We start from the raw sequence: 26,716 nt of genomic DNA on the forward strand, positions 1-26,716 counted from the left end.
GGAAGAAAAGTATTAATATCACGCATAAGAACGCCGGTTTTTTAGATGTGTTTGCTCGCACGAACATCATCCATCAAATCGGCGTTCTTGTTTCTGTCTTTCCCGTGATTCCGTGAAGAACCAAAAATTTACCGGGAGTGTTAAGGACCTCGTGAGGTCGTTCAAACCCAAGGCTGGTGCAGAATTCATGGAGCACCGGCAGGCGCTCGGACTTGAATGCTGCAAAGCCTGCTATGCGGCGGGTCAGGCCTTTCTCCGATGATCCTTGAAAAATATCCATACTACTTTTCATCATAGTTGAAGCTTGTTTTAACCTGGCCTCCACGCCGATAAGACATAACAAAAGAACGCCAGCACTCACCGCGGTCCTTGGCATTTTTATTGAGCTGCTTGGCAAGCATATACAGCGCCGTATCATCGAAATCAGTTCTGGCATCAGTGACCTCAACGCCTTCTCTCTCGACTGCCAACCCTGTATCGATGAAGCCGTCTCCCACTTCTACGTCATAACAAAAATAATCATAACCATCGACAATACCGGCATCGATGATTGAAAAAATCTTTTTAACGACTTCAATATCTTCAGTAATCATTCTTCAACCCTCTGGAATTCTATTGGGCTCATTTGCAAAAATTCTGGTTCTGACTTTACCATCAACCGTATAGGTCACGGACAACGTATCCGGCCTCGGAGAGCCAGGCATAGACCTATTGAATTTGATGGTGGTCAACCCCACTTCCTTTGTAGAGTCATTCAGCGCGCGTTTGATCTCGTTTTCATAGAAGACCTTGTAGGCCGAGTTGTTGAAGTTTCTATCCTGAGGAAACAGGTTATATCCATCACAGGTTCCACCCTGGCTACAAGCTTGTGCGTGACCACCCACATCGGTCTCTCGACCTTGCTTGCCGGCCTCTGTTTGCCTTACGTCTCGAGGCACCTTCGTATCGACTGGAGTGAACGTTAACTCGGCCACCTGACCTGCGCCGTTGGTTGTGAAGGTGTTCCCGTTATCAAGCTCGTATCGAGTATTCGCGGCCCTGGCAGCGGGGTCATTAAGCAATGCGTACTCCGGAGAACCTTTAATAGAGTTACTTGTATTCACTCGGACGATTGGCGTATCCGCGCCCAAGGTAATCTTCGTTTCATCGGCTAGCTTAACGGGTGGCTCAGGCTCAAACTCAATGTTTTCCAAACGCTGCCCGCCGCCGGCAACCTTGACATTCGGCTCGTCCACCACCAGTCGGCTTGGGCTGCCACCGTCAACTTTATCAAGCACCCGCTCGGTCGTACCCAGCTCTTCGCTCGCCTTGACCAGACCGCCCAATTTCGCCGCTTTTTCCGCGCGGTTGATGGGCAAGAAGGCCAGCGCCCACTCTGTCTTGTACTTTTCGATCACCGCGGCACTGTTGACCGGGTCACCCTGCAACTCGTACAGCTTGCCCAACCCGTAAGCTGTTTGGCCTTCAGCCCAGAGCCCACCGACCAGGTCGACAGGGTGGGAAGCCGTGTTGATCAGCCCAAAAGCGATCTGTTCCGAGGTGTCCACCGGATGGGTCAGCAAGTTCTTGCCGAGGGTAAAGATACCTTCTGCAGTACCCAAGAGCGCCTCGCGCTGACCTTTAAACGTACCCTCGGGGCTGGTGTAGCTCACAGGGCCGTAAGGCTGCCCTATGTTTGCCCCTTCTGCAAAGTTCAGGTTTCGGTTGTAGAAGTCCAGCGCCTCGGTTTGATCCGAGTCGAACCTGGCAATCGGCATCAGGTAGTTGAGGTTGATTTTTTCGTCGGCAAACGCCGCCGCGTGGGTGAACTGGTAATTTTGCACCAAGCGCAGGGTTTCTTCAGGCGTGTAGTTTTTAATGGTTGGTGTAAGCGTCGGCACGTCGCTCGTCGGACCTGGATCGTACATATTGCCCAGCGGTGCCAAAGCCTGGCCAAGGTGGGTCAGGGTGAGATCGTCCGGTGGCAGGCCTTTACTGCCCAACAGACTCTGCCACCCGGCGTCGGTGTAGTACGCCAACGCCCTTCCCAAACGGGCCTGCGCTTCTTCCACACTGATACCTGCCGCCAGCGCCAACGCAGGCGCTTCGCTTATAAGCAGAGGGATTTCTTTCGGGTGCAACTGGCGGTTGTAAGCATCGACGGCGTTGCCGGTGTTCGCCGCCGTCACTTGCCCGCCCACATTGCCTCCCGAGGCGGCGACCGCACCAACCCCCGCCGAGATCAAGGTAGCCAGTGAGTTGCGCTCGCTTTCCTTGACGCCGCTGTCTTTGAGCGCCTTGTCCACCATCGGCATAAACGTCGCCGACGCTGCCGCACCCTGTGCGCCGGCAAGCGCATTGCCACTGGACAGCCCCTGCGTAGCGCCTGCCAGGGTATGCAGCAGGATTCGCGCCGCGCCGCCTTCGCCCCAGGCCTTTTTGACCAAGCTGTCAGTGGCTTCGAATTCGCGCTGATCGGCGTAGTCGCCAATGGCTTTGTAGGTATGGGCTGCCGTGGTGTTGGCGAGAATGCCGACGCCGGTGGTGCCGCCTGCCCCACCCAACCCTGCCGCGACCAGGCCGGTGGCGATGTCGGCCATGAGCCGCTTGTTGCCGCCTATGGCCCAGCTGTTGGCGTCTTCGACGGCACGCGCCGCGCGAGCCTGTTGTTCCGGGGTACTGTCAGGGTTGTTACGGACACTTTCGCTTTGCGCCTCGGCCTCGGCCTGCTTCGCTGTGACGACCGTCTGGACGATGCTTTGCCCCAGTTTCGCCGAGCTCTGGATCAGGTCCATGCGCTCCTGCAGGGCTTTTTCGTCGGGGCGATCCAATTGCTCGTTGGCATTGGCCGTATCGCGATTGAGGCCGACCAGGTCGCTGGCACCGAGCGGGTTACGCACAATAATCGTGCCTTCACTGACCGCGCTGCGTGTGCGGCTCTGTTCCGACTCGCGCAACATCAATGAAAACGTGGTCTGACCCCGATTTCCGGTGGCACAGTAAGTGGTGAACCTTGGACATGGTGCATAGGAATTCTCTCGCCCTTTAGCCCTGCATCTTCAGGAAAAACCTTAATCCATGCATCGTCAACTTTCGGAGTCTTCCCTTTAGCAATCGCGGCCCGATTTTCAGTACTTAATATTTGACCATATCCAAGGTCATCCCAGTTATCACGCAGTGCTCTCCAGTCTGCGGCATTTGTACGAACAACACCTGTCCGAGTAGTACCAGAAGTAACAGCAGGCGCAGTAGGCGTGACTTCGCCTGTCGCTTTTGCCCCTTAGCCAGCTAACCCTCTAATGGTTCCCAAAGCACTCTTTTGACATAAGCCCTGGCTTCTTCTTCAGTTTCAAACTCCAGCACTTCGTACTCATCATTCACCAGCATATTTCGCCAGGATATATTTTTATCCTCAAAAGCCTTAGCCAACTCGCTTTTCATTTCTTCTTTCTTGCCACTTGATCTTAGGCCTTCAACATATATATTAATCGACACGTCTTCTGGCAAACTAAATTCAACAACGAAAATAGTTTTAAGCATGTGGCGAATGTTTTCATAACTCATAATCTACAACCTTATCTATGGTAACGGAGCCGGGAAGATGGTAATTGTCTCCCAAGCCTTTTTACTAGAGTTAAACTGATACAACCCCTCTACACTGCGCAGGTTATCAACTCTAATCGGCGCACCATGAGTTCCCACATTCGCAGCTTTGTTACCACCAGGCAACACTCTCTTAAACCCTCTACCAAGATCAGCCCCAATATCACCCACATCATCAACCGTAACTCTAATTACATCCTGTCCCGGCTGGCGAGTCATAGCTTTCTGTAAGGCCCCGCTATTCCTAACGGTTTGATCAGCAAAAACCAATAGCTCATCACTATGAAATGCCGAAGATAACGGTGGAACTGAAGGACCAACATCACCATTAGGTTTAATAGCAGATTTGGCTCGAAGCATTAAAGCACCATCCGATACTCCACCACCATGAACACTCAAAGAATGTGCATTCGGATGGCTGGTTACAAGGTCAAGTTGCTGCGGGCTAATTTTATCTGGAACAACTTTCGCCCCACTTGTTGTAGCTGTACCAACTGTTTCTTTTGTACCATCTAAAAATCACACAAACATCTAATCCATTGCTACGCTTAAAGCGATCAATTTGATATTAGCGTCGCTTTCCACAAGCGTCCATCTTCCGAAAATTCCATGCGTAGAGCGTACGTCTTAAACTCATACTTCAGCCACTGCTGTACATAGCCGATTAACATATCGACTCTACCTGGCGCCTCTTTGCTAGGCGAGCCTAGCTCTGCAACAACATCTTCAACACGCCATGCTTGAGCTATACGACCAAGCACATCTTCCTTATATGCCGAATAACCTTCGTGAGGCTGCACCAAAAAATGAATGTGATTTAATTTTCCCGAACGAAATCCAATCTCTATGCCAGATTTAATAAACTTATAGAATCTTGTCTTACCTTCCGGGTCATTATAGTTATCCGGGGTTTCCGAAACGGCTGGCAACTCTCCGACTCTTCGACATAAGTCGGTGACTATTCCCCCGCTTTCATCTTGACCAAGAGCCCGAACAAAATCCGACCAAGTGTTCATTATTTAATAACCCCCGTATTGCGATTTCTTTCCACTATTTTTTGAACAGTTTCATCTACTAACTTAGAATCATAACCTCTACTGTTCAGATTTGCCCGCAAAGCTTCTGTGTCACGACAAACTGCACCGCACAGATCCGCAGCATCTTGCTGAATCTGAGCAGGAGTATTTTTCCCGCCATACGTCGGACCTGCAATATGTACATCTCGTGGAACCTCTACAGCAGTAGAGTTTTGGTCTCCAACTCAGTAAGGGGGCGGCCCAACTCTGCTTCCTTTGCTGTGCGCAACGCAGCAAATGAAGGGATATGGTCGTGTTCTAGACCATCTCCAACAACCTCTCTTGCCTTAAGGTTTTTATAGGCGTCGACCTCAAGTTCTTGAACCGCCGTTTTCGAAGGCGCGGATTCTTTTGTACCGCCCCCCTGAACTCCCGCTCCTCCCTTACCCTTCCCAACAATCGAAGCAATAGACGTTTTATCACGCCCTATCGAAGCGCCAGAAGCTGTCAGCACTTCCTTCCCAATTAAAGCCGCTTTCTCCCAGGCCGGCAGCGAGTTGTACAACAACCCCATATCGTTCTGGTTTTCTTCGGTGACAAACTCCTTCAACCGTGATGCGTCTTCCTCAGAAAGGCCGAAGTACCAGCGCAAGCTACTGACACTATCTGCGGTCTGTATCCCCCCCTCATACTCAGACTGATAACCGACGCTGCAAAGCCCTACCTTACCCGCGAGAAATAGGGGTCAGACCACCAATATACATTGGTGCACTAATCGTGGTCTGACCCCTATTTCCATACATCTTTACCTGCAACGCTCATAGCCATATCAGCACCTTGAGTCTTGCCAGCATTATATGCCTGCTGTATGACGCCAATTTCTGCATGAGCGTCAGCCATATTTCCATTCGGCAAAGATTTTCCTGTTGCTTCAGTTTTGGCCGTTACTCGATCAGCTATCAGAGTTGGCTCATCTGGATTTGCCTGAGCTACTGGACGAGCTGTTTGGTTTACATCAGTAAATGCCGCATCTCCAATTTTTCCCTCTGCGGTGACAACCGGAGAAATACCTTTTGGACCAATTAATCCCCGCCATAGTAACTGTAAAGATCCGCATCAGGCCAACGTTCGTCGTATGCGGTTAATGTGCTTCTTAGGGCCTCACTACGAGGGTCCTCAGAAGGATTCATGTTTGAAATTACAAATTCTTTAATTTCGGGCCACTGAAGCTCACGCATACAAAATGCCACAACTTCAAATGGCGAGTTACCAGACATTAAAATCAATTTAAATCTATTTATAAAACCCTCTCTACAGCCAGGATGTTTTTTTACAAACTCCAAAATATTTAACAAGGACATCTCGTAGGTAATGTCTAGCTCTTCACCAAAAGCGGCCATAGCCATATCGCAAAGTTCGTCAAACTCTTTAATGACGTCATTCATCTCGGCACCCAGGCACCTTTTCTGGAATTGCCAGAATCTGGCACCCAGACTTTTTCTATATATTTCCCTCCCACATCAAACCCTTTTTTAGAAAAAGCTTCTTCTGCTGCGGCTTGAGCAGCCCGACCAGAGGGTTCATAGTGCCCTGATGTATTATCAATATACTTAACTTTGCCGCTCACAATTTTCACCTCTCCCGCAGCAACAACGGGTTTGCCATTCGCTAGATCAATGTGACCACCACCTACCTCATTAAACTTCCGCCCGATCACTAACTGACCATCCTGAAGAACGACATAGTTATATCTTCCTGTGCCTTGGGTCAATTTTGTATCTGAGATTAGCTTTGGAACACCGGTTGGATGATCTGGGAATTGATTGGAAAAACTAGGCGGCGCTTGCTTGTCTACAGAACCGGCTGTTGCTTTTGCCCCGGCCTCCTTTACCGGATGGGTGTACGGCATGCCAGCCTCAGCATCCGGCGAGGCAGTCGAGGAGTATGGTGCCTTTCCTGCACCTGTCTTTTTTGCACCGTTTGCCCCAAGGACGAAAACCTCGCCTGACGCCTCCGTCGCCAATTTCCTTTTCGCAAAGGCAGCGGCAACGATCTCTGAAATTCTCGCTGCCAGACCTACACCTGTGAGCGAAATGGCCGTCTCATCGATCGCCGTGACAGGTTCAGCCGATTTCCTGGCTAGTACCAACAGCCTCGACATCGCGTCTTTAGGAGCCAAGTCGTTGGTCGAGACGTTAATGATTTCCGTCGCATGCGCTTCTGCCTGTTCCCGACCGTATTGATTCCATTTGTCAGCCATGGGCAATTCGCCATAAAGGCCTGTGCCCAGACCATTAAACAGGCTTGTGTCTACAAACTGCTCTTTGGTCGAATTGAACGCATACACCGCTGAGCCATTGGCGATAATTGCGGTGCCGTCCTTCCACGTCAGTGGAATCTTCTGGTCAGCCAGCTCCTGAACCGCCCCCCTGGCGATCGCCAAATCACGATCAAGCCAGTACCGCGTCGGGTCGCTGCCCCATTTCTTTTCCAGCGCATCCAAACGGTTTTGTTCGACGGCATCGACCTTCGATCCTGCTGCCATACGCAGCAAGTCTTCCCATAAGGCATCCGATTTCGGCTTGCCCTTGGTCTTCTCCAACTCTTCAGCTTTCTTCTTGAGAAGTGGCACCTCTTGGGTGAGGTGAAGCTGTCGATTGAAGACTTCGACGCCGTAGCCTGCGCCGCTCCCAACAGCGGCGCCGCCGATACCATTCCCGGCGCCTGCTCCAGCGCCTATCCCGGTCGCGACCAAAGCTGCGAGGTTGTCCTGGCTGGCCTCAGATAATGTGCTGTTTTCCAGCGCCTTTGCGATCGAGGGCATCAGAGCCGCGGAAGCTCCAGCTCCCAACGCACCACTTTGCACATTACCGCTGGACAACCCAATGGCGGCGCCTGCCAACGCGTGCAACATGACACGTGCCGCGCCACCTTCAGCCCATGCCGCCCGGGTGGCCGCGTCCGATTTCGGGTTCAGGGATTGCGCCTCGGCGTAATCACCTACTCGCTTGAAGATCTCGCTGGACGCTGTATTGGCAACGATACCCACCGTCGTACCCGCAGGCGCGCCACCCAGGCCGGCGGCGATCAGGCCCGTCGCGATATCGGCCATCATTTTCTTGTCGCCACCAAACTGCCAACGCTTGGCTTCCGTATAAGCCATATCGGCGGCACGGGCGGTCTCAGCGGCACCGGGCGCACCAGCGTCAGCCTGCTCTCTCGCTGCCAATCCAAGCTTCTTAGCCTCATCCGCCTTCGCCTTGCCCACCGCACTGATCACCCCACTGGCCAACTGCGCCGAGCTCTGAATCAGGTCGATACGTTCCTGCATGGCCTTTTCATCAGGCCGGTCGAGCTTCTGATTGGCATTGGCAGTGTCGCGGTTCAACCCCACCAGATCATTGGCGCCTTCGGCATTGCGAACCACAATCGTGCCTTCGCTGACCGCGCTGCGGGTGTAACTGTGGTCTTTATCCTTGAGTGCTATCGGGATGGCGCCGCCCGGCGAGGTGCCGCCACCGCTGCTGGTGGAGACCGAGATGCTCGCCGACTGGCTCTTGATCTCACTGACATTCTTGATATCGCTGACGATCAGCCGATCCGTGCTGAGGCGGTTCTTGTCAGCGCTGGCTTCGCTGGCAATCACCGCGCCTCGCAGGGTGGTGGTCTTGCCGACATTGATGTCGTAGCCGCCCGTGCCCGCATACAAGCCGCTCTGGTCGGTCACGCCCTTGTAGTCGCTGTTCATCTTGGCGGCGGCAAGGTTCGCCGAGGCCGCGACGGTGGAGCCGTAGCAGAACGGTGGCACGCAGATGCTCGCGCCAAAGCCTGCGCTGTTCTGTTTGCTGCGCGACGACTCGGTGTCCTGGAGGGAGATGATAGTGAGGTTGCCGCCAATATCCGCCTTGATCCTGTCCGCGCGAACCTGGGCGCCTTTGAGGGTGGTATCGCCACCGCTTTGCAACAACAGGCTGCCGGTATCGAGGGTGCTGTTGACTTGAGTAACGGAGTTACCGTTGCCATTGTTCCTGGCGCCCTGCGCACCGAGGTCCAGGGTGAAGCCGTTTTGCTCGCCAATATTGAAGCTGGCGCCGATGGCGGTTTTGGTTTTCGACCCTTCGTTTTTGCGGTCGGTGGTGTTTTGTGCGCTTTGCATCAGCACATCGTTTTTGGCCAGCAACAGGGTGTTGGCGGCTTTCAAGCGGCTGCCGGTGATCTGGATATCACCCTGAGTCCCCGCCGCCGCGCCTGTGGCAACAATCGACAAGTCCTGCCCGGCGTTGAGCGTGCTCTGCTTGGCGGTGGCACTGTTGTATTCGCTGCTGTTCTTGCTGCGGTTATTGGCCAGTTCAGTGCCGATCTTGATCAGCGAACCGTTGCCGGGCGTGCCGCCAGTTTTGTTTTTGAAGCCGGAGCTTTGTGCATTGGCGTCCGATGCCTGGCCGTTCAGGTTGTAGGCGGCGAGGGCTGCCTGGGCGATTTTGACGGCCTTGAGTCGTGGGTCATCAGCACTACGGGCCGCTTTGACGGCGTCGCGCATGCTGGTGGCGGTGTCCACCACCGAGCCCGCAATTACCCGCCCTACCGCCAAGCTCCTGGAACTGTCCTTACTGGTCTGACTGGCCTTCTCCATCCCCGAAGTAACGGTGACATCAGCCCCGCTCAACTCCATGTTCTTGGTGCTCACCAAATCACTGGCCACCACCGTCAACTCACGCCCCGCCGTCAACGACACATTGCCCGCGCTGGAGCCAATCGTGCTGCCGGTCAAGGTCATTTCGTTGGCCGTGCCGTTGTGTTTGGAGCTGTTGATGTAGAGCTTCTGGTTGCCGGTCATGTCGTCCAGACCGAGCTTGTTGCCGGTCAGCACGCCGGTGAGGTCGCGGTTTTTCTCCTTGTGCATGTCGGTGCGGGCGAAGGTGTTTTGCGCCGCGTCGATGGTCAGGTCGCGGCCGGCTTGTACGGCGAGGTCGCCGGTACTGACCAGGTTGGAACCGGTGACGGTGGCATCTCGCTTGGCGGCGACGGTGACGGTTTCGCCGGAGACCATGCTGCCCAGGGCGGTGGTGCGTTTTTCGTCGACTTTGTCCTGGACCTTGCTCGACTTGAGGCCGCCCCAACTGCTTTTGCTTTCCTTGCGTTCGTGGCGGGCACTGTCTGAGTTGCTGACGGCGAGAATGCTCACATCCTGGCCCGCGACCAATTGCGTCGCACCTTTTTCGGCTGTGACTGAGCTGCCCGCCAGCAGCAGGTTTTCACCGGCCACGACGGTGCTGTTTGTGCCCGCGCTGACGAGGCTGCCGACGTTGTTCACGGCGTCGGTTTCATCGAGGCGGAATTTCTTACCCTGCGAGGTTTTCTTGGTCTTGCTGTAGAAGCTGTAGTCCTGGTTTGCAGCGGCTTTGAGCTCGAGGTTTTTGCCGGAGACCAGGTACGCCTCGTTGCCGGCGTTGACCTGGCTGGCCACTAGTTGCAGGTTCTGCCCGGCGCTCAGGGTGGCGTCGCCGCCGGCCTTGATCACGCTGGAGACTTGCTGCACGTGGTCTTCGATGCTCTTGGAGAAAATAGGGGTCAGACCACAATTGACGTTTGAAAATCATCTCTTTGGGCGGCCAGCGAATCCTCTAACGGTTCGCTTACCCAAAGCTTGTGCTATCTGCGACGCAAACTTTCCCGTTCCGAATACGTAATTTCCATTTGTAGCATCTCTGATTTGGTCGATTACTTCTTGCTGAAGCTCATCCTTGAAAATACGACGATACGCCTCAGCCCTCTGATCGACATTACTACCCAATTCTTTATAACAATCATGAGGCGTTATAAGTGCTGAAGGTTCCAGCTGTGCATTTGCTCGGTAGCTCGTCCAACGATACTCAGCGGGATGATCCACCATTCGCGCTCTGACGGGATTCATTTCTATGTAACGATAACAGGCCAGCAAATAGCTTTCGTGCTGCACCAAACAAGAACGATAACGACCTTCCCACAGAGTTCCTGTTCGTTGATAAGTACGATTTATATTTTGGACATAACGCTGACCAAGCCCTTTCATTAATGAACAAGCACTTAGAGCGGTAGTTGGAGTCAGCAATAAATGCACGTGATTCGTCATGAGACACCACGCGTGAATTTTGCAGCCATGCGTTTCCGACAAGAGCTTTAAGAGGTGGATATAGAAAACATAATCATCTTCTGAATAGAAACAAACCGAACGATTATTTCCGCGCTGAATGATGTGCAGCGGAAGACCTGGTACCAACAACCGAGGACGACGAGCCATAACAACCCCCTGATTTCTGAAAGAGATCAGCTTAGTCGTCCGCAACAAAAACAAAGGAAATAATGATTTCAAAAAATAAATCAAATTTTTAAAGAGCACGAATCGTTATAAATAGCGGAAACCGTTATATACGTTAATGAAACATCACAAAAAAGTTAAACACTTGTATGGATTTCGCTGAAAACGTGGTCTGACCCCGATTTCGTCCGCAGCATAAAGGCTTGGGCGCGGCGGTGTTGCTCTTCGTACTCAATCACTAATTGATGCCCACGATTGAGAGCCGCATGGGTGAGATAGCCCTGATCGATGACGGCATCCTTCCAGCCTAGGATCGCCATGGCGGCCATCATATTGGTGGCGGTTTGGATGCTGTAGTTTTGGCGGCGTCGATCATTGCCTGCCGCTTTGGCAATAATGTCGAACTGACCCGCCCAGAAGAACAACTGCCAAATTCCTACTTGGTAATAGCGCAGCCAATGGGCCAATTCCAGAAGCCATTGCGGGTTATCTGGTGCGGTTGCCAATACCTTGTGGGCTCGTGTGACGGCCATCCATTCGGAGCTACTACGCGTAACGTTGTCACTATTCGGTACAGGCATTGATGGCTTCGCAAATGCATCGCCGCGCTCAACATATTCACGGATGCCATTCAACTCGTATTCATCTGAGACGTGTGGCCCCTTGGCTATGCGCCCCAGCACACTTTTGAAGGAGGTCCATTTCGGGTTTACGCCCGAGCGCTCGCACTGAATTACTTCTTGGTCCATGGTTCCACCTTAAATTCTGCTACACCTGTTTTACTGGGGGCGGGAACACCGACTTTGACTGTTACACCTTGAACCTTGGCTTTTCCTGAATCCAACGCCGCTTGCAAAGCATCGCGTAAAGCAGGATCAGAGTCGACAATTCGAGAAATAGGGGTCAGACCACCAATATACATTGGTGCACTAATCGTGGTCTGACCCCTATTTCCTTATTAAACTCATTACCCGCATCAAGCCGCTGCAACCATTCAGGTTTAGACGATGGAGCTACAACATCATCTACCTTTTCTGCAGCAGCGCCTGTAGCTTTTGCACCTAACCCTGTATTCTACTTGCACCTTTTTTTTGCTCTACACATTTAATACTGATAAACTTACATCACCAGAGCTTAAAAACTCTTGAAAACAAGAAATAACGACCCCTATATCTCTCGTAATTGAATTCGCTTGATAGCAATCACCCAGAATATCAATCAGTTTTGTTCCGGCCGACGTATTATTAAGGGTGCGTACAACGTGCCCCCCATCATCCAGATATTGATTTAACATCAGAAGATAATTTCCAGAATCAGCATAAAGATTGATTTCGTAAGGCCCAGCTTCAGGTGCAGGGGTAATAGACAATGAAGTGACGCCATCGAATTTACTATATTCATATATAATCGATTTAACATCTTCCATAGTCGGCTGATGAACAAGAGGGATTTGCAATCTACCGTGTTCAGGACTAAGCGTATACCCTCCAATTATCATCTATTTTTTCTCCTTTATGGACTTCATACCTGACTCCCAGTAATAATTTTTCGGAAGTCCTGTTTTATCATCTATAGCTCTTACGGTTAAAGATTTCAACTCAGCCTTTTCTGCGGCAGCGGCTATGTCACCTTTGCAGAATCCGCATACATCCTTTCCTGCAACTGTCATGGACATGTCCGCTCCGGCGGTTTTACCAGAGCTATATGCTTGCTGAATCACACCAATTTCAGCGTGGGCATCTTTCATATTTCCGTTTGGATAAAGCTTGCCAGGATTCGTCGCGGCTTTATCTGCAATTCTATCCGTGATCAACGACGGTATTTTTGGGTCCGCTTCATTGAGCGGACGAGAGGTTTGATTGACATCTTGGAAGGTCTGCCCTCCTACCTTTCCCTCTGCCGCCACTTTTGGTGCAGCTCCCTTAGCCGTTCCTTCTATTACATTTCTCTCGACCAGCGCAGCGGCTTCCGAATCCGTAAGCATGCTTGTTGCATTCGCATTCCTGGACGCAGCGTCTTTTGCGCCGACAACTTTGGTCTCTCCAGTAATCAAAGTCGATGCAGGCACTTTTACACCGGAGGTTAACCCTTTTAATCCGTACCCACCAGCCATCGCCACCGTGATTGCATGCATCGTCATGACAAAGTCATACTGCTGCTCAACTTCCGCCCGCGTCTTTTCAGAGCGGCTCGCGAGGTCCGTTATTACGATGTCGCGGAGAATGCTATCGGCGTCCAAACCCCGGAGGACGGCTTCCGCATTCGCCGCATCAACACGGTAAACATCTTTATAAAGTAAGTTGTACGCGACATTTTCCCCATATCCGTCGAGGGCTTTCTGAGCAGGGGCAATCAAGTTGCCGCACGCGGTACTGGATAAATTCCCGGCAGTGCACGCCCCACGAATCGCTTCGTCTCGACTTTTATCGATAACGTCTATGTAGGCGAGTTCGTCCTGTTCATCTTCAGTGATGGTGCCCAGCATTTGCTTGCGTGAAAGCACAAACTTACGGGTCGCTTCCGGCACGCTGAGATAGTTATTCTCAACCGCATTCTTCCCAACCTGAGCTGCTGCCACCGCATCCAGTGCGCCCTTGCCGGACAACGATCCTGAAAGGCCACCCGCCAAGGTCGCGAGGCTGGAGATCGTCTGCTTTTGCGCCTGGGTCAGGTTCTCGTTACTGACATCGCCATACAGGTTCTCTTTGATCAGACGTGCGGTTTCCTCCGCCGCAACAGCACCGGCTGCGCCAGCAAGTGCTGAGTTACCGCCAGCCTTGGCGAGCACAGCACCCAGTACCGCATGGGCCATCAGATTGGCTGTGGGGTCGCCCTTGGTCCTGTCCCTGATTGTTTCTGCCAGATACGGCGCTGCCGCTCCCGCCAACGCGCCCCAGACGCTACCGCCCATGGCCGCTTGCACCACAGCCGTCAACGCCTGGCTGGCCCTCTGGAAGCTGCTCCCAACGCCGTAATCCTGCTGGGCACGTTGGTTGATCTGATCCCGCGTCGGGTTAGTAACCCCTTCCTGTACGAGCTTCTCTCGGGTCGCTTTGTTGACGTCACTGTTAGGGTCGTCAGCGGCCCTGATCCTCGCCGCAGCAATCGCGTCGCCAATCCCCTTGGTCAGTTCCATCGAGCTTTTGATCAGTTCCATGCGCTCTTGCATGGCCTTTTCATCAGGCTTGTCGAGGCGCTGGTTAGCATTCGCCGTGTCGCGGTTCAAACCGACGAGGTCGTTAGCGCCCTCGGGGTTGCGCACTAGGATCGTGCCTTCACTGACAGCACTGCGCGTATAGCTGTGGTCCGAATCATTAAGCGCCATGCCATACAGAGCGCCCGGTGTCAGCGTGCTCGCTCCGCTGCTGTAGGATCCGGAGACGCTGACTCCGGCCGATTGGCTCTTGATCTCGCTCTTATTCTTGATGTCGCTGACCAACAGGCGATCCGTCAGCAGCAGGTTCTTGTCAGCCGTAGCGTCACTGGCAATCACCGCGCCTTTCAGTGTGGTGGTCTTGGCCACGTCGATGGTGTAGCCGCCCTTACCGGCGAAGAAACCGCTCTGGTCGGTCACCGCCTGGTAGTCGCTGTTCATTTTCGACGCCGCCAGGTTCGCGGACGCGGTGACCGGGGAGCCATAACAGATCGGCGGGATGCAAATGCTCGCACCGAAGCCTGCGCTGTTCTGCTTGCTCTTGGACGTTTCGGTGTCCTGGCGCGACAGGATGTTGAGGTTGCCGCCGATGTCGGCATCAATGCGATCAGCACGCACCTGCGCACCGATCAGGCTGGTGTCCTGGCCACTGCGCAGTACCAGTGCGCCAGTGTCCAACGTGGTGTTGACCTGGGTAACCGAGCCACCCGAGCCAAGGTTCTTGGCGGTTTGTGCACCGAGGTCGATGGTGAAACCGTTTTGCTCGCCTATGTTAAAGCTGGCACCGATAGCGGTCCTGTTGCGCGAGCCATCGTTTTTACGGTCAGTGGTGTTCTGTGCGCTTTGCATCAGGATGTTGTTTTTCGCATACAACAACGTGCTGTCGGCTTTCAACGTACTGCCGGTAATCGTCAAGTCACCCACAGTGCCCGGCGCATCGCCCGCAGCGATGATCGACAGTTTGCCCCCGGCGTTGAGGTTGCTCTGGTGAGCGGTCTGCGCCGTGTATTCGCTGCTGTTTTTGGTACGGGTATTGGCCAGTTCGGTGCCGATCTTGATCAGTGAGCCGTTACCTGCAGAGCCACCGGTCTTGTCTTTGAAGCCGGTGCTTTGCTTGGCGAGATCGCCCGCCTGGTTATTGAGGTTGTACATCGACAGCGCCGCCTGGGCGATCTTCACTGCCTTGAGACGTGGGTCGTCGGAGCTGCGCGCCGCCTCGGCTGCGTCGCGAATGCTCTTGGCGGTATCGACGACAGAGCCCGCAACCACTCGGCCTACTGCCAAGCTTTTTGAACTGTCCTTACTGGTCTGACTCGCAGTCTCCATCCCCGAAGTAACGGTGACATTCGCCCCGCTCAACTCCATGTTCTTGGTGCTCACCAGATCGCTGGCCACCACCTTCAACTCACGCCCCGCCGTCAGCGACACATTGCCCGCACTCGAGCCAATCGTGCTGCCGGTCAAGGTCATTTCATTGGCGGTGCCGTTGTGCTTGGAGCTGTTGATGTAGAGCTTCTGGTTGCCGGTCATGTCGTCCAGACCGAGCTTGTTGCCGGTCAGCACGCCGGTGAGGTCGCGGTTTTTCTCCTTGTGCATGTCGGTGCGGGCGAAGGTGTTTTGCGCCGCGTCTATGGTCAGGTCGCGGCCGGCTTGTACGGCGAGGTCGCCGGTACTGACCAGGTTGGAACCGGTGACGGTGGCATCTCGCTTGGCGGCGACGGTGACGGTTTCGCCGGAGACCATGCTGCCCAGGGCGGTGGTGCGTTTTTCGTCGACTTTGTCTTGGACTTTGCTCGACTTGAGGCCGCCCCAGCTGCTTTTGCTTTCCTTGCGTTCGTGGCGGGCGCTGTCGGCGTTGCTAACGGCGAGGATGTTTACGTCCTGGCCGGCCGCCAGTTGCGTGGCGCCTTTTTCGGCGGTGACGGCGCTGCCAGCCAGCAGCAGGTTTTCACCGGCCACGACGGTGCTGTTTGTGCCCGCGCTGACGAGGCTGCCGACGTTGTTCACGGCGTCGGTTTCATCGAGGCGGAATTTCTTACCCTGCGAGGTTTTCTTGGTCTTGCTGTAGAAGCTGTAGGCCTGGTTTGCAGCGGCTTTGAGCTCGAGGTTTTTGCCGGAGACCAGGTACGCCTCGTTGCCGGCGTTGACCTGGCTGGCCACTAGTTGCAGGTTCTGCCCGGCGCTCAGGGTGGCGTCGCCGCCGGCCTTGATCACGCTGGACACTTGCTGCACGTGGTCTTCGATGCTCTTGACCTTTTTCGTGTTGCCCGTGGAGTGTTGCTCGTTGGCTGCCGCAATGGCGTTGAGGTCGCGGGTGGCAATCAGGTTGACGTCGCGTTTGGCATTGACCTGGCTGGCCACGGCGCTGATGTCGCGCCCGCCAATCACGTGCAGGTCGCGGCCGGCTTCCACCACGGAGCCTTGCTGGGCGATGGTGGTGAAGTTCGAACGGGTGCCGATGGCGCCGCTGTCGAGGCTCTTCGAGGCGGTGATGTTGACGTCGCCTTTGGCCTGGACGGCCATGTCGGCGCCGCTCTTGAGCACGCCGCCGATGTTGTTGATGTTGCCCCCGGCTTTCAGCGCCAGATCGTTGGCCGATTCGATGCGCGCGGCGCTGTCGACGAAGTCGCTGCGTTCGGTGCGGTAGCTGCTGGCGCTTTCGTGGGTGGTGACGCTGCGTTCATTGAGCAGGTCGGCGCCCGCCGCGAGGTTGACGTTGCCCGCGCTGATCACACCGCCCGCGCGGTTGCTCAGGGTGTTGCCGGCCAGCACGTCGAGGCGACCGCCGGCTTGCATCAAACCGCTGTTGGCGAGGTTGCCGCCGACGTTGGCCAGCAGGCTGCCGGTGGCGCGCAGGGTGCCGGCGTTATTGAGGTTGCGGCCGGTGATCAGGCTCACGTCACTGCCGGAAATCAGCGCGCCATTGGGCGCTAGGCGGTTATTTGCCTGGGCCAGGTACAGCACCGGCACCAGCACTTGTTGACCGGCGACGGTGGTGTTTTCCAGCCACACGATGTCGTGGGTCAGGGCCGCGACCTGTTCGGCGGTGAGGCTGACGCCCACCGACAGGTTGAGCGCAGTTTTGCTGCTGATGGCGTTGTCCATCAGGTGCTTGAACAGGTCGGCGTCGCTGGTCTGGCCATCGATGAAGCGCTGGCCGGTGCGGGCGAGCACGGCTTGCTGGATCAGGCGCTGTTCGTAGAAGCCATCACCGAGACGACGTTGTGCCGTCTCGGGGTCGTAGCCGAGCCGGGTCAGCATGTAGTCCGAGCCCAGGAACTGACGCATGTCGGTAAACAGCGGGTTGGTTTCGATCAGGTATTTGTGCGGGCTGGCCGCGAACTGGCTGGTGGGCAGGCCGCTGGCACCTTTGCCGTCGTTGAGGTGGAACAGGCCGTTTGGCCCGGTGGGCAGGTCGAAGCCCGGCAGGCCCAGTGGGTTGACCTGTTGCTGGGCGAGGTCCGGCGGCAGCTGCGCGTTGAGTTTCACCTCGGTCGAGAAGCCCGGCTTGGTCGTGTTGGCACCACTGCCGACGTAGGTGTAGCCGCGGTTTACGACACTGTTATCGATGCCGTCCTGGGCCTTCAGGTCAACGGCGCCGCCGGCCTGGATCACGGCGGCGTAGCTTTGGTCCGGCACCATCAATTGGGTGGTTTTGCGCAGGGCTGTCTTTTCGCTTTCCATCTTGCCGATGAACGAGGCCAGGCCGGCTTCGACACCGTCCATGTTCTGGCCCGCCGCATAGCGCTGGGTGAACGCGGCCGCCTCGCGGTACCAGCCGCCCGGCTTGCGCTCACGCGCCGAGGTAAAGATACGGTCGTACTGGGTGTCGTGGGTCACCAGGCCGACGTTGCTCAGTTGGTTGACGCGCACGGTCATGGCGCCACCCGCGGCAATGCTACTGCTGCTGTTGAGCAGGTTGCCGCCGCTCAACAGCATGTCGCCGCTCGAGGTGATGCTGGAAGCGGGCGTGGCGTCGCTGACAATAAAGTGGTCACGCACGCTGATCTGGAACGGACGGTTCTGTTTGCCGCCGTCGCAGTCGCCACCGGTCACGCCCTCGATACAGGCCGTGGGGGTAATAGAGGCGGTGTAGATGCCGGAGTGGGTGTTGAGCACGGTGCGGATGTTGTCGATCGTGCTGGCGGCCAGGATAAGGTTGCGCTCGCTTTCGATCGTGCCCGAACTGTTGATGATGCTGGTGGCGGCCGCGCCCTGCCCATCGCGGTCGACGCGCAGGTTGCCCATGGCGTAAATCGTGGCACTGAGGTTTTTCAGGCGGTCCACGCGCAGATTCATGTCGCCGCCGCTGAAAATCAGGCCGTGGTCGTTGAGCAGGTTGTCCACGGTCAGGTCGAGGCTGCCCTGGCTGGCGACGGCGCCGCCGACGCTCCAGTCCAGGCCTTTGCCGACCAGGCTACGCGTGCCGAGCAATTGGCCGGTGGCGGTCTGTTTCAGGTTGTCGACGTTGACGGTCAGGCGCCCGGCCTGGATCGCGGTGCTGTTGGTCCAGTCGGTTTTGTCGAGGGTCAGGTCGCCGTTGGTGACCAGGCTGCCGCCGACGTCATCCAGGCTGATGCCGCTCAGGTCGAGCGTACCGGTGCCCACGTGCAACACCTTGCCGCCGGTGTTCTGGAACGTTTTTGCCGCGAGGCTCAATTGGTCATTGGCGGTTTCCAGGCTGCCGCTGTTGTTCAGCAGGCCACCGATGGCGTAGCGGGTTTTGCCTGCGGTGCCCAGGGCACGCATCTGGCCGCTGTTGTTCAGGCCGACGGTGTCGACATCAAGGGCCGTGGCGCTTTCGATCAGGCCACGGTTGGTCAGGGCGCCGTCCAGGTTGACGTCGATGCGGTTGCCGGCGATCTCGCCGCCGTTGTCGACATTCAAGCCGGTAAGACTCACAGCGCTGCCGGCGAACAGTGTGCCGTTGCCGTTGTTGAAGTTGATCGCGTCAACCACTGCATTACCGGCTTTGGCGGCGATGCGCCCACCGTTGTTATCGAGCGTACCGGCGGTGATGTTCAGGCCGCCCTGCTCGCTGTGGATCAAGCCGTCGGCGCCATTCTGCAGCAGGCCCGTCGTGGTGATTGCCACCCCGCCGTTGGCGGCCAGGGTGCCTTTGTTCTGGTTATCGATGCTGTTGGCGAACAGCGTCAGCAGGCCCTGGCTGGCGAGCTTGCCGCCCTGGTTGTCGATGTGGGCGGCGCGTTGCACCAGCAGCGGCCCGACACTCGCCAGCTTGCCGTTGCGGTTGACCAGGTCGCCGAGCAGGTCCAGGGTGATCGAGCCGCCACCGGTGAGGCTGCCGGCGCTGTTGTCGAGGCGGTTGCCGTGCAGGGTAAACGCGCCGGTGCTGTCGATGATGCCGCCCTGGCGGTTGTCCAGCAGGCCGCTGACAGTGAGGGTTTGCGCACCGTCGCTGAGCAGTTGGCCTTTGTTGCGGTTATCGACGCTGTCGGCGGTGATGTTCAGCGCCTGCCTGGCGCTCAGTGTGCCGCCCTGGTTATCTACGTGGGTGGCGGTGGCGGTGAGGGTGCGATTGGCGATCACCGTGCCGGTGTTGCTGATGTTCTGGCTGTCGAGCGTGACGTCGCCAACGGCGTTGCGGGTGTTGTCGGCGTTGACCCCAGCTTCGATGATGCCGGTGTTGGTCAGTTGGCCGTTGCTGGCCAGGGTGATGCTGTCGCGCGCGGCGAGGGTCTTGCTGTTTTTCAGCGTGCCCTTGGTCGTCTGCGCCTTGAGGCGGGTGCCGGCGTAGACCGCGCCCTTGGTCTCCAGGCTCGCGGCCTTGATATCAATCGCGCCGCTGGCGGCCGCCTGGGCCATGCTCAAGTGGCCGTTGGCGTCGAGTTGAATATCGCCGCCACTGGCGGCCAAGGTGCCGTCGAGCTTCACGCCCACGCCGGCTTCAGTGCCCACCAGCTTGATGGCGCCGGCGTACATGCCGCCCAGGGCCGAGGAGTCGATGGCCAGTTCCGGCTTGGCGCTGCCGTCGTCGGCGCGCGTGGTGGTGTTCAAGCTTTGGGCATCGACGTCGTTGCGCCCGGCAATCACGGTGAGCTGACGCGCGTTGATCTTTGCATTGATCTTGGCGGTGCGGGTGATGATCTCGAAACGGTCGACGTTGCTGGCATTCAAGCCCTGGCCGTCGATGGTCACGGCGCCCCCATCGACCTGGTAATGGTCCAGGCGACCGACTTTGTCGATGACCGGTTTACCCGTGGTCAGGGTGACATTGGGCGTGTTGATGAACCCACAGCCGTTGCAACTGATGCCGTAAGGGTTGGCCACGATGACTTTGGCCGACTGCCCCGCCACTTCGGTGTAGCCGCGCAACTGGCTGGGGCTGCCGCCGTTGACTTCGTTGAGGATGACGTTCGCCGCGCCACCCTTGAGGTTCGGGTTGCCGACAATGATCCCGCCCAGTTGGGTGCTCTGCACCGCGCCCGTGGCGTTGTTGAGAATCACGCCATTGGGGCCGACGTTGTAGTCCTTGAACTGGTTATGGGACAGGCCGCTGCCATTGGGCGTGGCGATGTTCACCACCGGCACGCCGTTGCCTGCCTGGCCGAGCGTAGTGCCCGGGCCGCTGACCGCGATGCCGTCGGCCTGGGCCAGCAGCGGCTGCCAGAACAGCGCGTTGGCCAGGATCAGTGCCAGGCCGCGTTGGGTCAGGCTTTTCAGGGCGGTAGCAGGGCGAGCATCCATATTCAAAATCTCAAGGCAGCGGTGTTGATTACAGGAAGAAATCCAGGCGGAAATAGATCGGCGCTTCGCGCTCGGTCACCACGCCAGGTCGCTCCAGGGAATGGGCAAAGGTCACGCTGGCGCTGACGTTTTTACCGCGCGCGAACAACTCCAAAGAGTTACTCGAGACGCGACCATGCTCGTCATCGTTGTAGCGATCGTTGCTGATTACGCCCTGGTCATAACCGACGCTGGCGCCGTATTCGGCGAAGGCCGGGCGCATCCAGTCGAGGGTGACCGGGCGCGCCCAGCGCACTTCGTTGCGCCAGTAACCACCGCTGTCGCCGTTCAGTTGCTGGTCCTTGAAGCCGCGCACCGAGTAAGAACCACCCAGGCTCATGCGTTGCGCCGGGTACAGCACGTCTTCACTGCGCTGCCCGGTGGCGAGGCTGGAAAAACTCAGCGACTCGCCCCACAAAGTAAAGGGCTGCAGGTAGCTCATCGTGGCGGTGTATTTGCGATAGCGCGGGGTCGCCGTGAGGTTGCCGTTGGCATCGCGCGCCTGCTGGTCGCTTTGCGCGTCAAAGGCGCCAATGCCGTTTTGCATGCCCACGTCCAGGTTGACGAAGGCATTGCCGATGCGTCGACCGTGGGTGATGCCGACCTGAAATTCGCTGAGGCGGTTGCTGCTGGTCGCCAGGCGCGAGTCGAGCAGGTAGTTGTTGGTGCGCAGGTGAGTCAGGCCGACGTTGACCGACGTCTTGCTCACCTCGTCGCGATGGATCACCCGCTCGGCACGCAGTTGATGGTTCTGGCTGTCGCCGTTCTGCTTGACCTTCAAATCGTCCAGCATGAGGAAGGTGCGGTATTCGCTCTCGCTGTAGGTGTAACTGAAATTCCACCAGCCCCACGGCACGTTGTAATAGAACATGCTGCTGTTGGAGGTTTTCTGATGGTCGCTGATGGCGTCGTGGCCACCGCGCAAAATCAGCTGATCGGCCAGGCCCAGTGGGCTGTCCCATTCCAGGCCGGCGCCCCATTGTTGTTCGCCGGTGCTCTTCTGGCCGTCGTTGTTGCGCGACAGGCTGGCGCGCCAGGGCTTTTGCGGGACGTTCTTGACCCGCACTTCACTGCCGCCGATCTGGCTGCCAGGGGTCAGCTCCATTTGCGCCTGCTTGGAGGGCAAACGGCTGAGCTGGTCGACCAGTTGCTCGATTTCCCGCAGGTTGAGGGCTCCGCCGATGTTGCCGGGAAACGCCATGGCCAGCTCGCGGTCGGTCAGGTTGCTGCCTTGCGCGCCCTTCAAGCCTTCGAGCTTGCCTTCCACCACCAGCACCTGCAGGTGACCGCTGGAAAGGTCCTGCTGCGGCAAATAGGCACGACTGGTGACATGGCCTTTGGCGATGTAATAGTCGGTGATGACCTTGAGCAGCTCATTGAGCTGTGGAACGCCCAGGCACTGGCCGATATAAGGTTTGAGCAGGAGGGTGCGGTCGCCGACGGAGAGGCTGTCGGCGCCCTTGAGTTCGATGTCTTTGATCGGGAAGCAACGGGTGTCGGCGGGTGTGGCCGGGGCCTGGGACTGATCGCCTTTGCCGGGCAAGTCCTGGAGTTCATCCAGGCGCCGACGCTGCTCTTCCAAGAGACGGTTCTGGCGGTCGCGAATCAGGTCCTGATCCCCTGGCGTAGGGGCGGCTGTGGCGCTGTTCAGGCTCAGATAAGCGAGCATGAAAGTGCATAGCAGATACCGAGTCCGTGGTAATAACAAAGACATGTTCAATCCGTCGAAAATTAAAGGGCGGCAAACTAACATCGAACTTCCGCTCACTCAAAGAACCGAGCACGTTGAATAAGCGTGCAAGGTGCTCGCGCAACCCGTTGATTATTAACAATTAAAAATTATCAAACAGGCATACGGCTTATTGCTGGAAGTTATATTCCGACAAGCGGCAGCTGTATTGATGACGATTTCGTCGGAGAACTTAATAATTGCCACTAGTTGGCCATCAAGTTCTTACCGAGATAAGTTAGTACCGAAAAGGGCAGTAAAGTTCTCGGAGGTTTTGTGAATTGGATCCCACTTATCGGTATTTACCAACATCGCTCCCACGTTGCATGGGAACGATTTTCCAGCGTTCTTCTTAGCTGGCGCCTTTGTTCTGATCCTTGCCTGGCACCAGGATCAACCCCGGTTTTTCTACCTCACGGGAGACATGGGATTTCACCTGCGCGACACCGCCTTCCTCGTCGTTATGGATCACCAACACCCCAGGCCGACGCAGCTGCTCAAGGTCACCTTCGCCGAGACTGAAGCTCTCGCTCAGGTTTTTGTCAGTAAGCGCCTTGGCCTCGGCCCGGCGCTGGGCAAACTTGCGACCTCGGCGTTGTTGGTGGCGCGCCCAACTGATCAGGATGACGGCGTTGAGCAGGGCGATCCACAGGTAGATTTGCAGGGTATTGAGCGCGGCAAATATCGGCGCCTCGAATCGAGGACCGCCATGGGTATCGAGCATCGAGGTAATCCCACGTGCCAACAACCAGATCAAGCCGGCCCAGGCCATCAGGGTCAACAGCGCATCGATGACCCACATCACGGAACGTTGGCGGGTTCTGACCAGTTTCATGATGACGCCTCCTTATTTTCGAGCGGTTTGATACCACGGTCCGGGCTGACCCAGCGCGCACGCTTCTGATGCTGGTTGAACAGCACTTTTGGAAAACTGACCAGGGTGGTAAACAGGCTGACCAGCCAGAACACCATCGGGTACCACACCGTCCAGAACAGGGTTTTCCACAGGTCTTTCTCGTAGCGGCGGTCAATCAGGATGCTCACCGCAAACTGCAACAGGCACACCATCGCCAACACCAACCCGGTAAACGCCGGCGGCATCAACGACTCGACAGTAATCGCTTGTGGCAGCGGGATGAATTTGCCCACGCCCCAGAAGATGACCGACAGCAAAAAGGTGAAGGCCCAGCCGGTGGACAAGCAGTATTCGAACAGCAGTGGCCACAGGTAGCGGTGACGCCATTGCCAAATGCCGCGGATGTTCTTGAACAGCACTTCGGCGCCGCCCTGGGACCAGCGCAGGCGCTGTTTCCACAGGCCGCCGACGGTTTCGGGCATGAGGATCCAGCACAGGGCACGGGGCTCGTAGAAGATGCTCCAGTGATCGAGTTGCAGCTTCCAACTGACATCGATGTCTTCGGTGATCATGTCGGTGCTCCAGTAGTCGATGCGGTCCAGCGCCTTTTTACGGAACGCCACCACTACACCGGACACCGTGAAGATTCGACCGATTACCCGTTGCGTGCGCTTGATCAAGCCGATGATCGAAGAGAACTCGCCGACCTGCACCCGGCCGATCAGGGTTGAACGTGTGCGGATGCGTGGGTTGCCGGTCACGGCGCCCAGGCGCGGGTTGTCGAGCATCGGCGCGACCAAATAGGCAGCCGCGTTTTTATCCAACAGCGCATCGCCGTCAATGCACACCAGGTATTCGCTGCGCGCGGCAACGGCGCCCATGCGCAAGGCCACCGCCTTGCCCTGGTTCTGCGCCAGGTGCAGCACGCGCAAGCGTGGATGCTGCAAGGCCAGGGCATCCAGTACGGCTGCGGTGTTATCCGAGGAACCGTCGTTGACGGCGATCACTTCAATGTTCGGGTACACCTGGGCCAGCGCGGCCTCCATGGTGTCGGCGACGTTCTCCCCTTCGTTGTAGCAAGGGATGATGATCGAGATCAGCGGGTTGCCAGCCAGTGTCGGCGCCGGCGTGTCCTCTTTCCAGGGCCAGTGGCGCTCCCAGTGCAGCCAGAAATACAAACCGCCTGCAATCCACAATGCCGACATGAACAGCGGGTAGAAAAACACAAAGTCCATCAGGAACTGCCCGGTGACCAGGAAGATCAGGCCCAGGGGCACACCCAATACCAAAGCCAGCACGAATAAAGCCAGGATTCTGTCGAACATGGTCAAGGGTTCCATTGGTTGGAAAGGGCCGGACGCACAGTCTTCAGGTCCGGGGAGTTTTCCAGGAAGTTGTCCGGGTAGTAACCGAAACTCGTGACACCCTGGCGCTTGAGCACGCTCATCCAGTGCGCCAGTTGCTCACCGCTGATATCCGGCGCGGCCTCGGTGCGCCAGTCTTTGGCTTGCAGCTCGAACACGGTGCGCTCCAGCGCGCCGGGGCGCCGCTTGACCGTGGCCACCAGTTTTTCCAGCCAGGCGTCGGCGTTATTCAATGCCTGGCCTTCCATCAGCGGCATGGCCATTGGCGCGGTCCAGTCGTAGGTCTGGAGGAAATCGTCAAGGTTCTGCGCGAACCAGGCTTCGCTGCCGGGGTTGAGCATCGGCTCGGCGAAGATATTGCGCGCCGTCAGTATCTGCGGGCCACGGATGGCGCGGAACTTGGCGGTCAACTCGTTGGTGAAGTCGATCAGGTAGCGGCTCTTGAAGCGGGTCCAGCGCTGCATGACGGCAGGGTCGGCACGCAGGGCGGCGATGTTGTCCGGCAGGCCCTGGGCGGCGTAGGCCTTGAGTGCGGCGGGGCTGGTGTCTTCAAAATCGCTCAGCTTCGCATCGTCGTGGTACAGCACGCCGTCGACACCACTGTTACCGGAGCTCGCCAGGTCCTGGTAGATCTCGCCGATCATCTGCCGCACTTTTGGATCGAACGGCGACAGGCGCTTGTAATCATCCGGATCGGTGCCCACCTTGCCGGTTTGCGGGTCCCAACGTGTCACGCGAGGCAACTTGGAATCGAGGTCGAAACTCAGTACCGGCATCCACGCAAAAACGCTGGCACGAGCCCGGGTATGCAACTGCCAGGCGACCCGGTTGAACAGGTCGGCGCGCATCGGCAGATGGCGGTTGGGGAAGTACAGCGAACGCACCAGGCCGTCACCCGTGGGGTCGGCGTAGGCTTGCAGGAATACTGTCGGCGAGCCCATGTCCACTACACGCTGTACCAGTACATCGAGGTTACGCGCCTGTTGCGCCGGGTCGGGGTCGTAGACGTGGTCCAGGTCCACATGCACGACGCGCATCGGCGCCTTGGCCTGCACCGAAACGATGCTGCTGGCGAAGTGCTCGCCGTCCGGATCGGAGGCAACCAGAAAGCGCGGGCTCCTCATCAATTTGTTCGAGTCGTCGAGGCCGTCGTCCAGCGTAAGCGCCATCTTGTAACCCTGCTCGTCCACAACCGCGAGCGTGGTGCCGTCGGCGGCGCCATAGGGCCATACCCACACCCGAGGCGCCTTGCCGGTAACGGCGCGAATCTTGTTCGAGATCGCGACCACGTCAGCCCGCATCCGCGCCTGGAACTGTGCCTCGGTTTCATAGCGATTGGTCGCCGGATCGAAGCGCCGCGTGGTGGCGGCCGGTTCCAGGTTGCCCTGGGGGTTGGCCAGGATGCCCTTGTGATTGGCGTCGGTGTGGGCGGCGATTTCCACCAGGCCGGAGCGCGACACTTCACGGATCTGCTGCCAGGTCAGGAACTCGCCGCGTGGCCGTGGCAGACCGGCGAAGTCCACCGGCTGGTTCAGCGGCGTATCGATCCAGGAGCCGACCGGCGCGAGCACTGCTGGCCAGTTATAGGCGCGCAGAATCGGCATCACGCGGGTGTAGAAGCTGGAATAACCGTCGTCGAAGCTGAGCATGACGGCCTTGGGCGGCAAGGCCGGCCCACCCCGGCGAGCGGCGAGGATCTGGTCCACGCTGACCGCCTGGTAGCCGTTCTCGCGCAGCCAGGCCAACTGATCGATCAAACGCTCGGTGCGCACCGCCACCACCGCCTGATCGGGATCGGTGTCATTGACGTCGTGGTAGGCAATGCCCAGGAAATGGTTTTTCGGCCACGGCGCTTCGCTGGCCTGTGTCGGGCGCTCGGCGGGTGGCGTGAATGGCGCGGGTTGCTGGGCGCAGGCGCTGGCCAGCAATACGCCCAGGACCAGCAGATAACGGCTGAGGAGGGTCATGAT

The 26,716-nt window shown here is 57.1% G+C and carries 14 protein-coding genes and 3 pseudogenes; all 17 read right to left on the reverse strand.

Features of this window, described 5'->3' with window-relative positions; genetic code table 11:
* Positions 1-281: 281 nt before the first annotated feature.
* The 17 genes and pseudogenes from AACY52_RS22680 to pgaB all read right to left on the reverse strand — a co-directional run bounded on the left by AACY52_RS22680 (position 282) and on the right by pgaB (position 26,713).
* On the reverse strand, positions 282-593 hold the full coding sequence (locus AACY52_RS22680) for a hypothetical protein (protein WP_339437368.1): 312 nt from the start codon (positions 591-593) through the stop codon (positions 282-284).
* Between the two features lie 3 nt (positions 594-596).
* A complete protein-coding gene (locus AACY52_RS22685; protein WP_339560799.1) occupies positions 597-2,939 on the reverse strand; it encodes a hypothetical protein in 2,343 nt (780 codons plus the stop codon).
* Positions 2,939-3,184, reverse strand: a pseudogene (locus tag AACY52_RS32330) (hypothetical protein); the annotation flags it as partial. The pseudogene AACY52_RS32330 and the gene AACY52_RS22685, both read right to left, overlap by 1 nt.
* An 83-nt stretch (positions 3,185-3,267) precedes the next feature.
* The gene (locus tag AACY52_RS22690) at positions 3,268-3,543 is read right to left on the reverse strand and encodes a hypothetical protein (RefSeq protein ID WP_339421364.1); all 276 of its coding nucleotides are present in this window, start codon (positions 3,541-3,543) and stop codon (positions 3,268-3,270) included.
* Positions 3,544-3,558: 15 nt separating this feature from the next.
* Positions 3,559-3,942: a hypothetical protein gene (locus AACY52_RS22695; protein WP_339421365.1), complete on the reverse strand. Its 384-nt coding sequence runs from the start codon at positions 3,940-3,942 to the stop codon at positions 3,559-3,561.
* A gap of 197 nt (positions 3,943-4,139) precedes the next feature.
* The gene (locus AACY52_RS22700; protein ID WP_339421367.1) at positions 4,140-4,598 is read right to left on the reverse strand and encodes a hypothetical protein; all 459 of its coding nucleotides are present in this window, start codon (positions 4,596-4,598) and stop codon (positions 4,140-4,142) included.
* Between the two features lie 217 nt (positions 4,599-4,815).
* Positions 4,816-5,250, reverse strand: a complete 435-nt coding sequence (locus tag AACY52_RS22705; RefSeq protein ID WP_339560800.1) for a hypothetical protein — start codon at positions 5,248-5,250, stop codon at positions 4,816-4,818.
* Between the two features lie 430 nt (positions 5,251-5,680).
* Positions 5,681-6,043, reverse strand: coding sequence for a hypothetical protein (locus tag AACY52_RS22710; RefSeq protein WP_339421370.1), 363 nt, complete (start codon positions 6,041-6,043; stop codon positions 5,681-5,683).
* Positions 6,040-10,155, reverse strand: a pseudogene (locus AACY52_RS22715) (hemagglutinin repeat-containing protein); the annotation flags it as partial. The pseudogene AACY52_RS22715 and the gene AACY52_RS22710, both read right to left, overlap by 4 nt.
* A 39-nt stretch (positions 10,156-10,194) precedes the next feature.
* The gene (locus AACY52_RS22720) at positions 10,195-10,878 is read right to left on the reverse strand and encodes a transposase (protein ID WP_339428531.1); all 684 of its coding nucleotides are present in this window, start codon (positions 10,876-10,878) and stop codon (positions 10,195-10,197) included.
* A gap of 206 nt (positions 10,879-11,084) precedes the next feature.
* Positions 11,085-11,321 (reverse strand): annotated as a pseudogene (locus tag AACY52_RS22725) (hypothetical protein); the annotation flags it as partial.
* Between the two features lie 671 nt (positions 11,322-11,992).
* A complete protein-coding gene (locus tag AACY52_RS22730; protein ID WP_339421376.1) occupies positions 11,993-12,394 on the reverse strand; it encodes a hypothetical protein in 402 nt (133 codons plus the stop codon).
* Positions 12,395-20,758 carry a hemagglutinin repeat-containing protein gene (locus tag AACY52_RS22735; protein WP_339560801.1) on the reverse strand — a complete coding sequence of 2,788 codons (8,364 nt, stop codon included), beginning with the start codon at positions 20,756-20,758 and terminating at the stop codon, positions 12,395-12,397.
* A 28-nt stretch (positions 20,759-20,786) separates the two neighbouring features.
* Positions 20,787-22,511, reverse strand: coding sequence for a ShlB/FhaC/HecB family hemolysin secretion/activation protein (locus tag AACY52_RS22740; RefSeq protein ID WP_339421180.1), 1,725 nt, complete (start codon positions 22,509-22,511; stop codon positions 20,787-20,789).
* Between the two features lie 367 nt (positions 22,512-22,878).
* Complete coding sequence (gene pgaD / locus AACY52_RS22745; protein WP_339421182.1) at positions 22,879-23,361, reverse strand: poly-beta-1,6-N-acetyl-D-glucosamine biosynthesis protein PgaD; 483 nt, start codon at positions 23,359-23,361, stop codon at positions 22,879-22,881.
* Complete coding sequence (gene pgaC / locus AACY52_RS22750) at positions 23,358-24,707, reverse strand: poly-beta-1,6-N-acetyl-D-glucosamine synthase (RefSeq protein WP_339421184.1); 1,350 nt, start codon at positions 24,705-24,707, stop codon at positions 23,358-23,360. The genes pgaD and pgaC overlap by 4 nt, the downstream gene beginning before the upstream one ends.
* A 2-nt stretch (positions 24,708-24,709) precedes the next feature.
* Positions 24,710-26,713 (reverse strand): poly-beta-1,6-N-acetyl-D-glucosamine N-deacetylase PgaB, encoded by a 2,004-nt coding sequence (pgaB, locus tag AACY52_RS22755; protein ID WP_339560802.1) that lies wholly within the window; start codon positions 26,711-26,713, stop codon positions 24,710-24,712.
* Between the last annotated feature and the right edge of the window lie 3 nt (positions 26,714-26,716).

The sequence above is a fragment of the Pseudomonas sp. EA_65y_Pfl1_P113 genome (assembly GCF_963970525.1).
GTDB classification, from domain to species: Bacteria; Pseudomonadota; Gammaproteobacteria; order Pseudomonadales; family Pseudomonadaceae; genus Aquipseudomonas; species Aquipseudomonas tritici.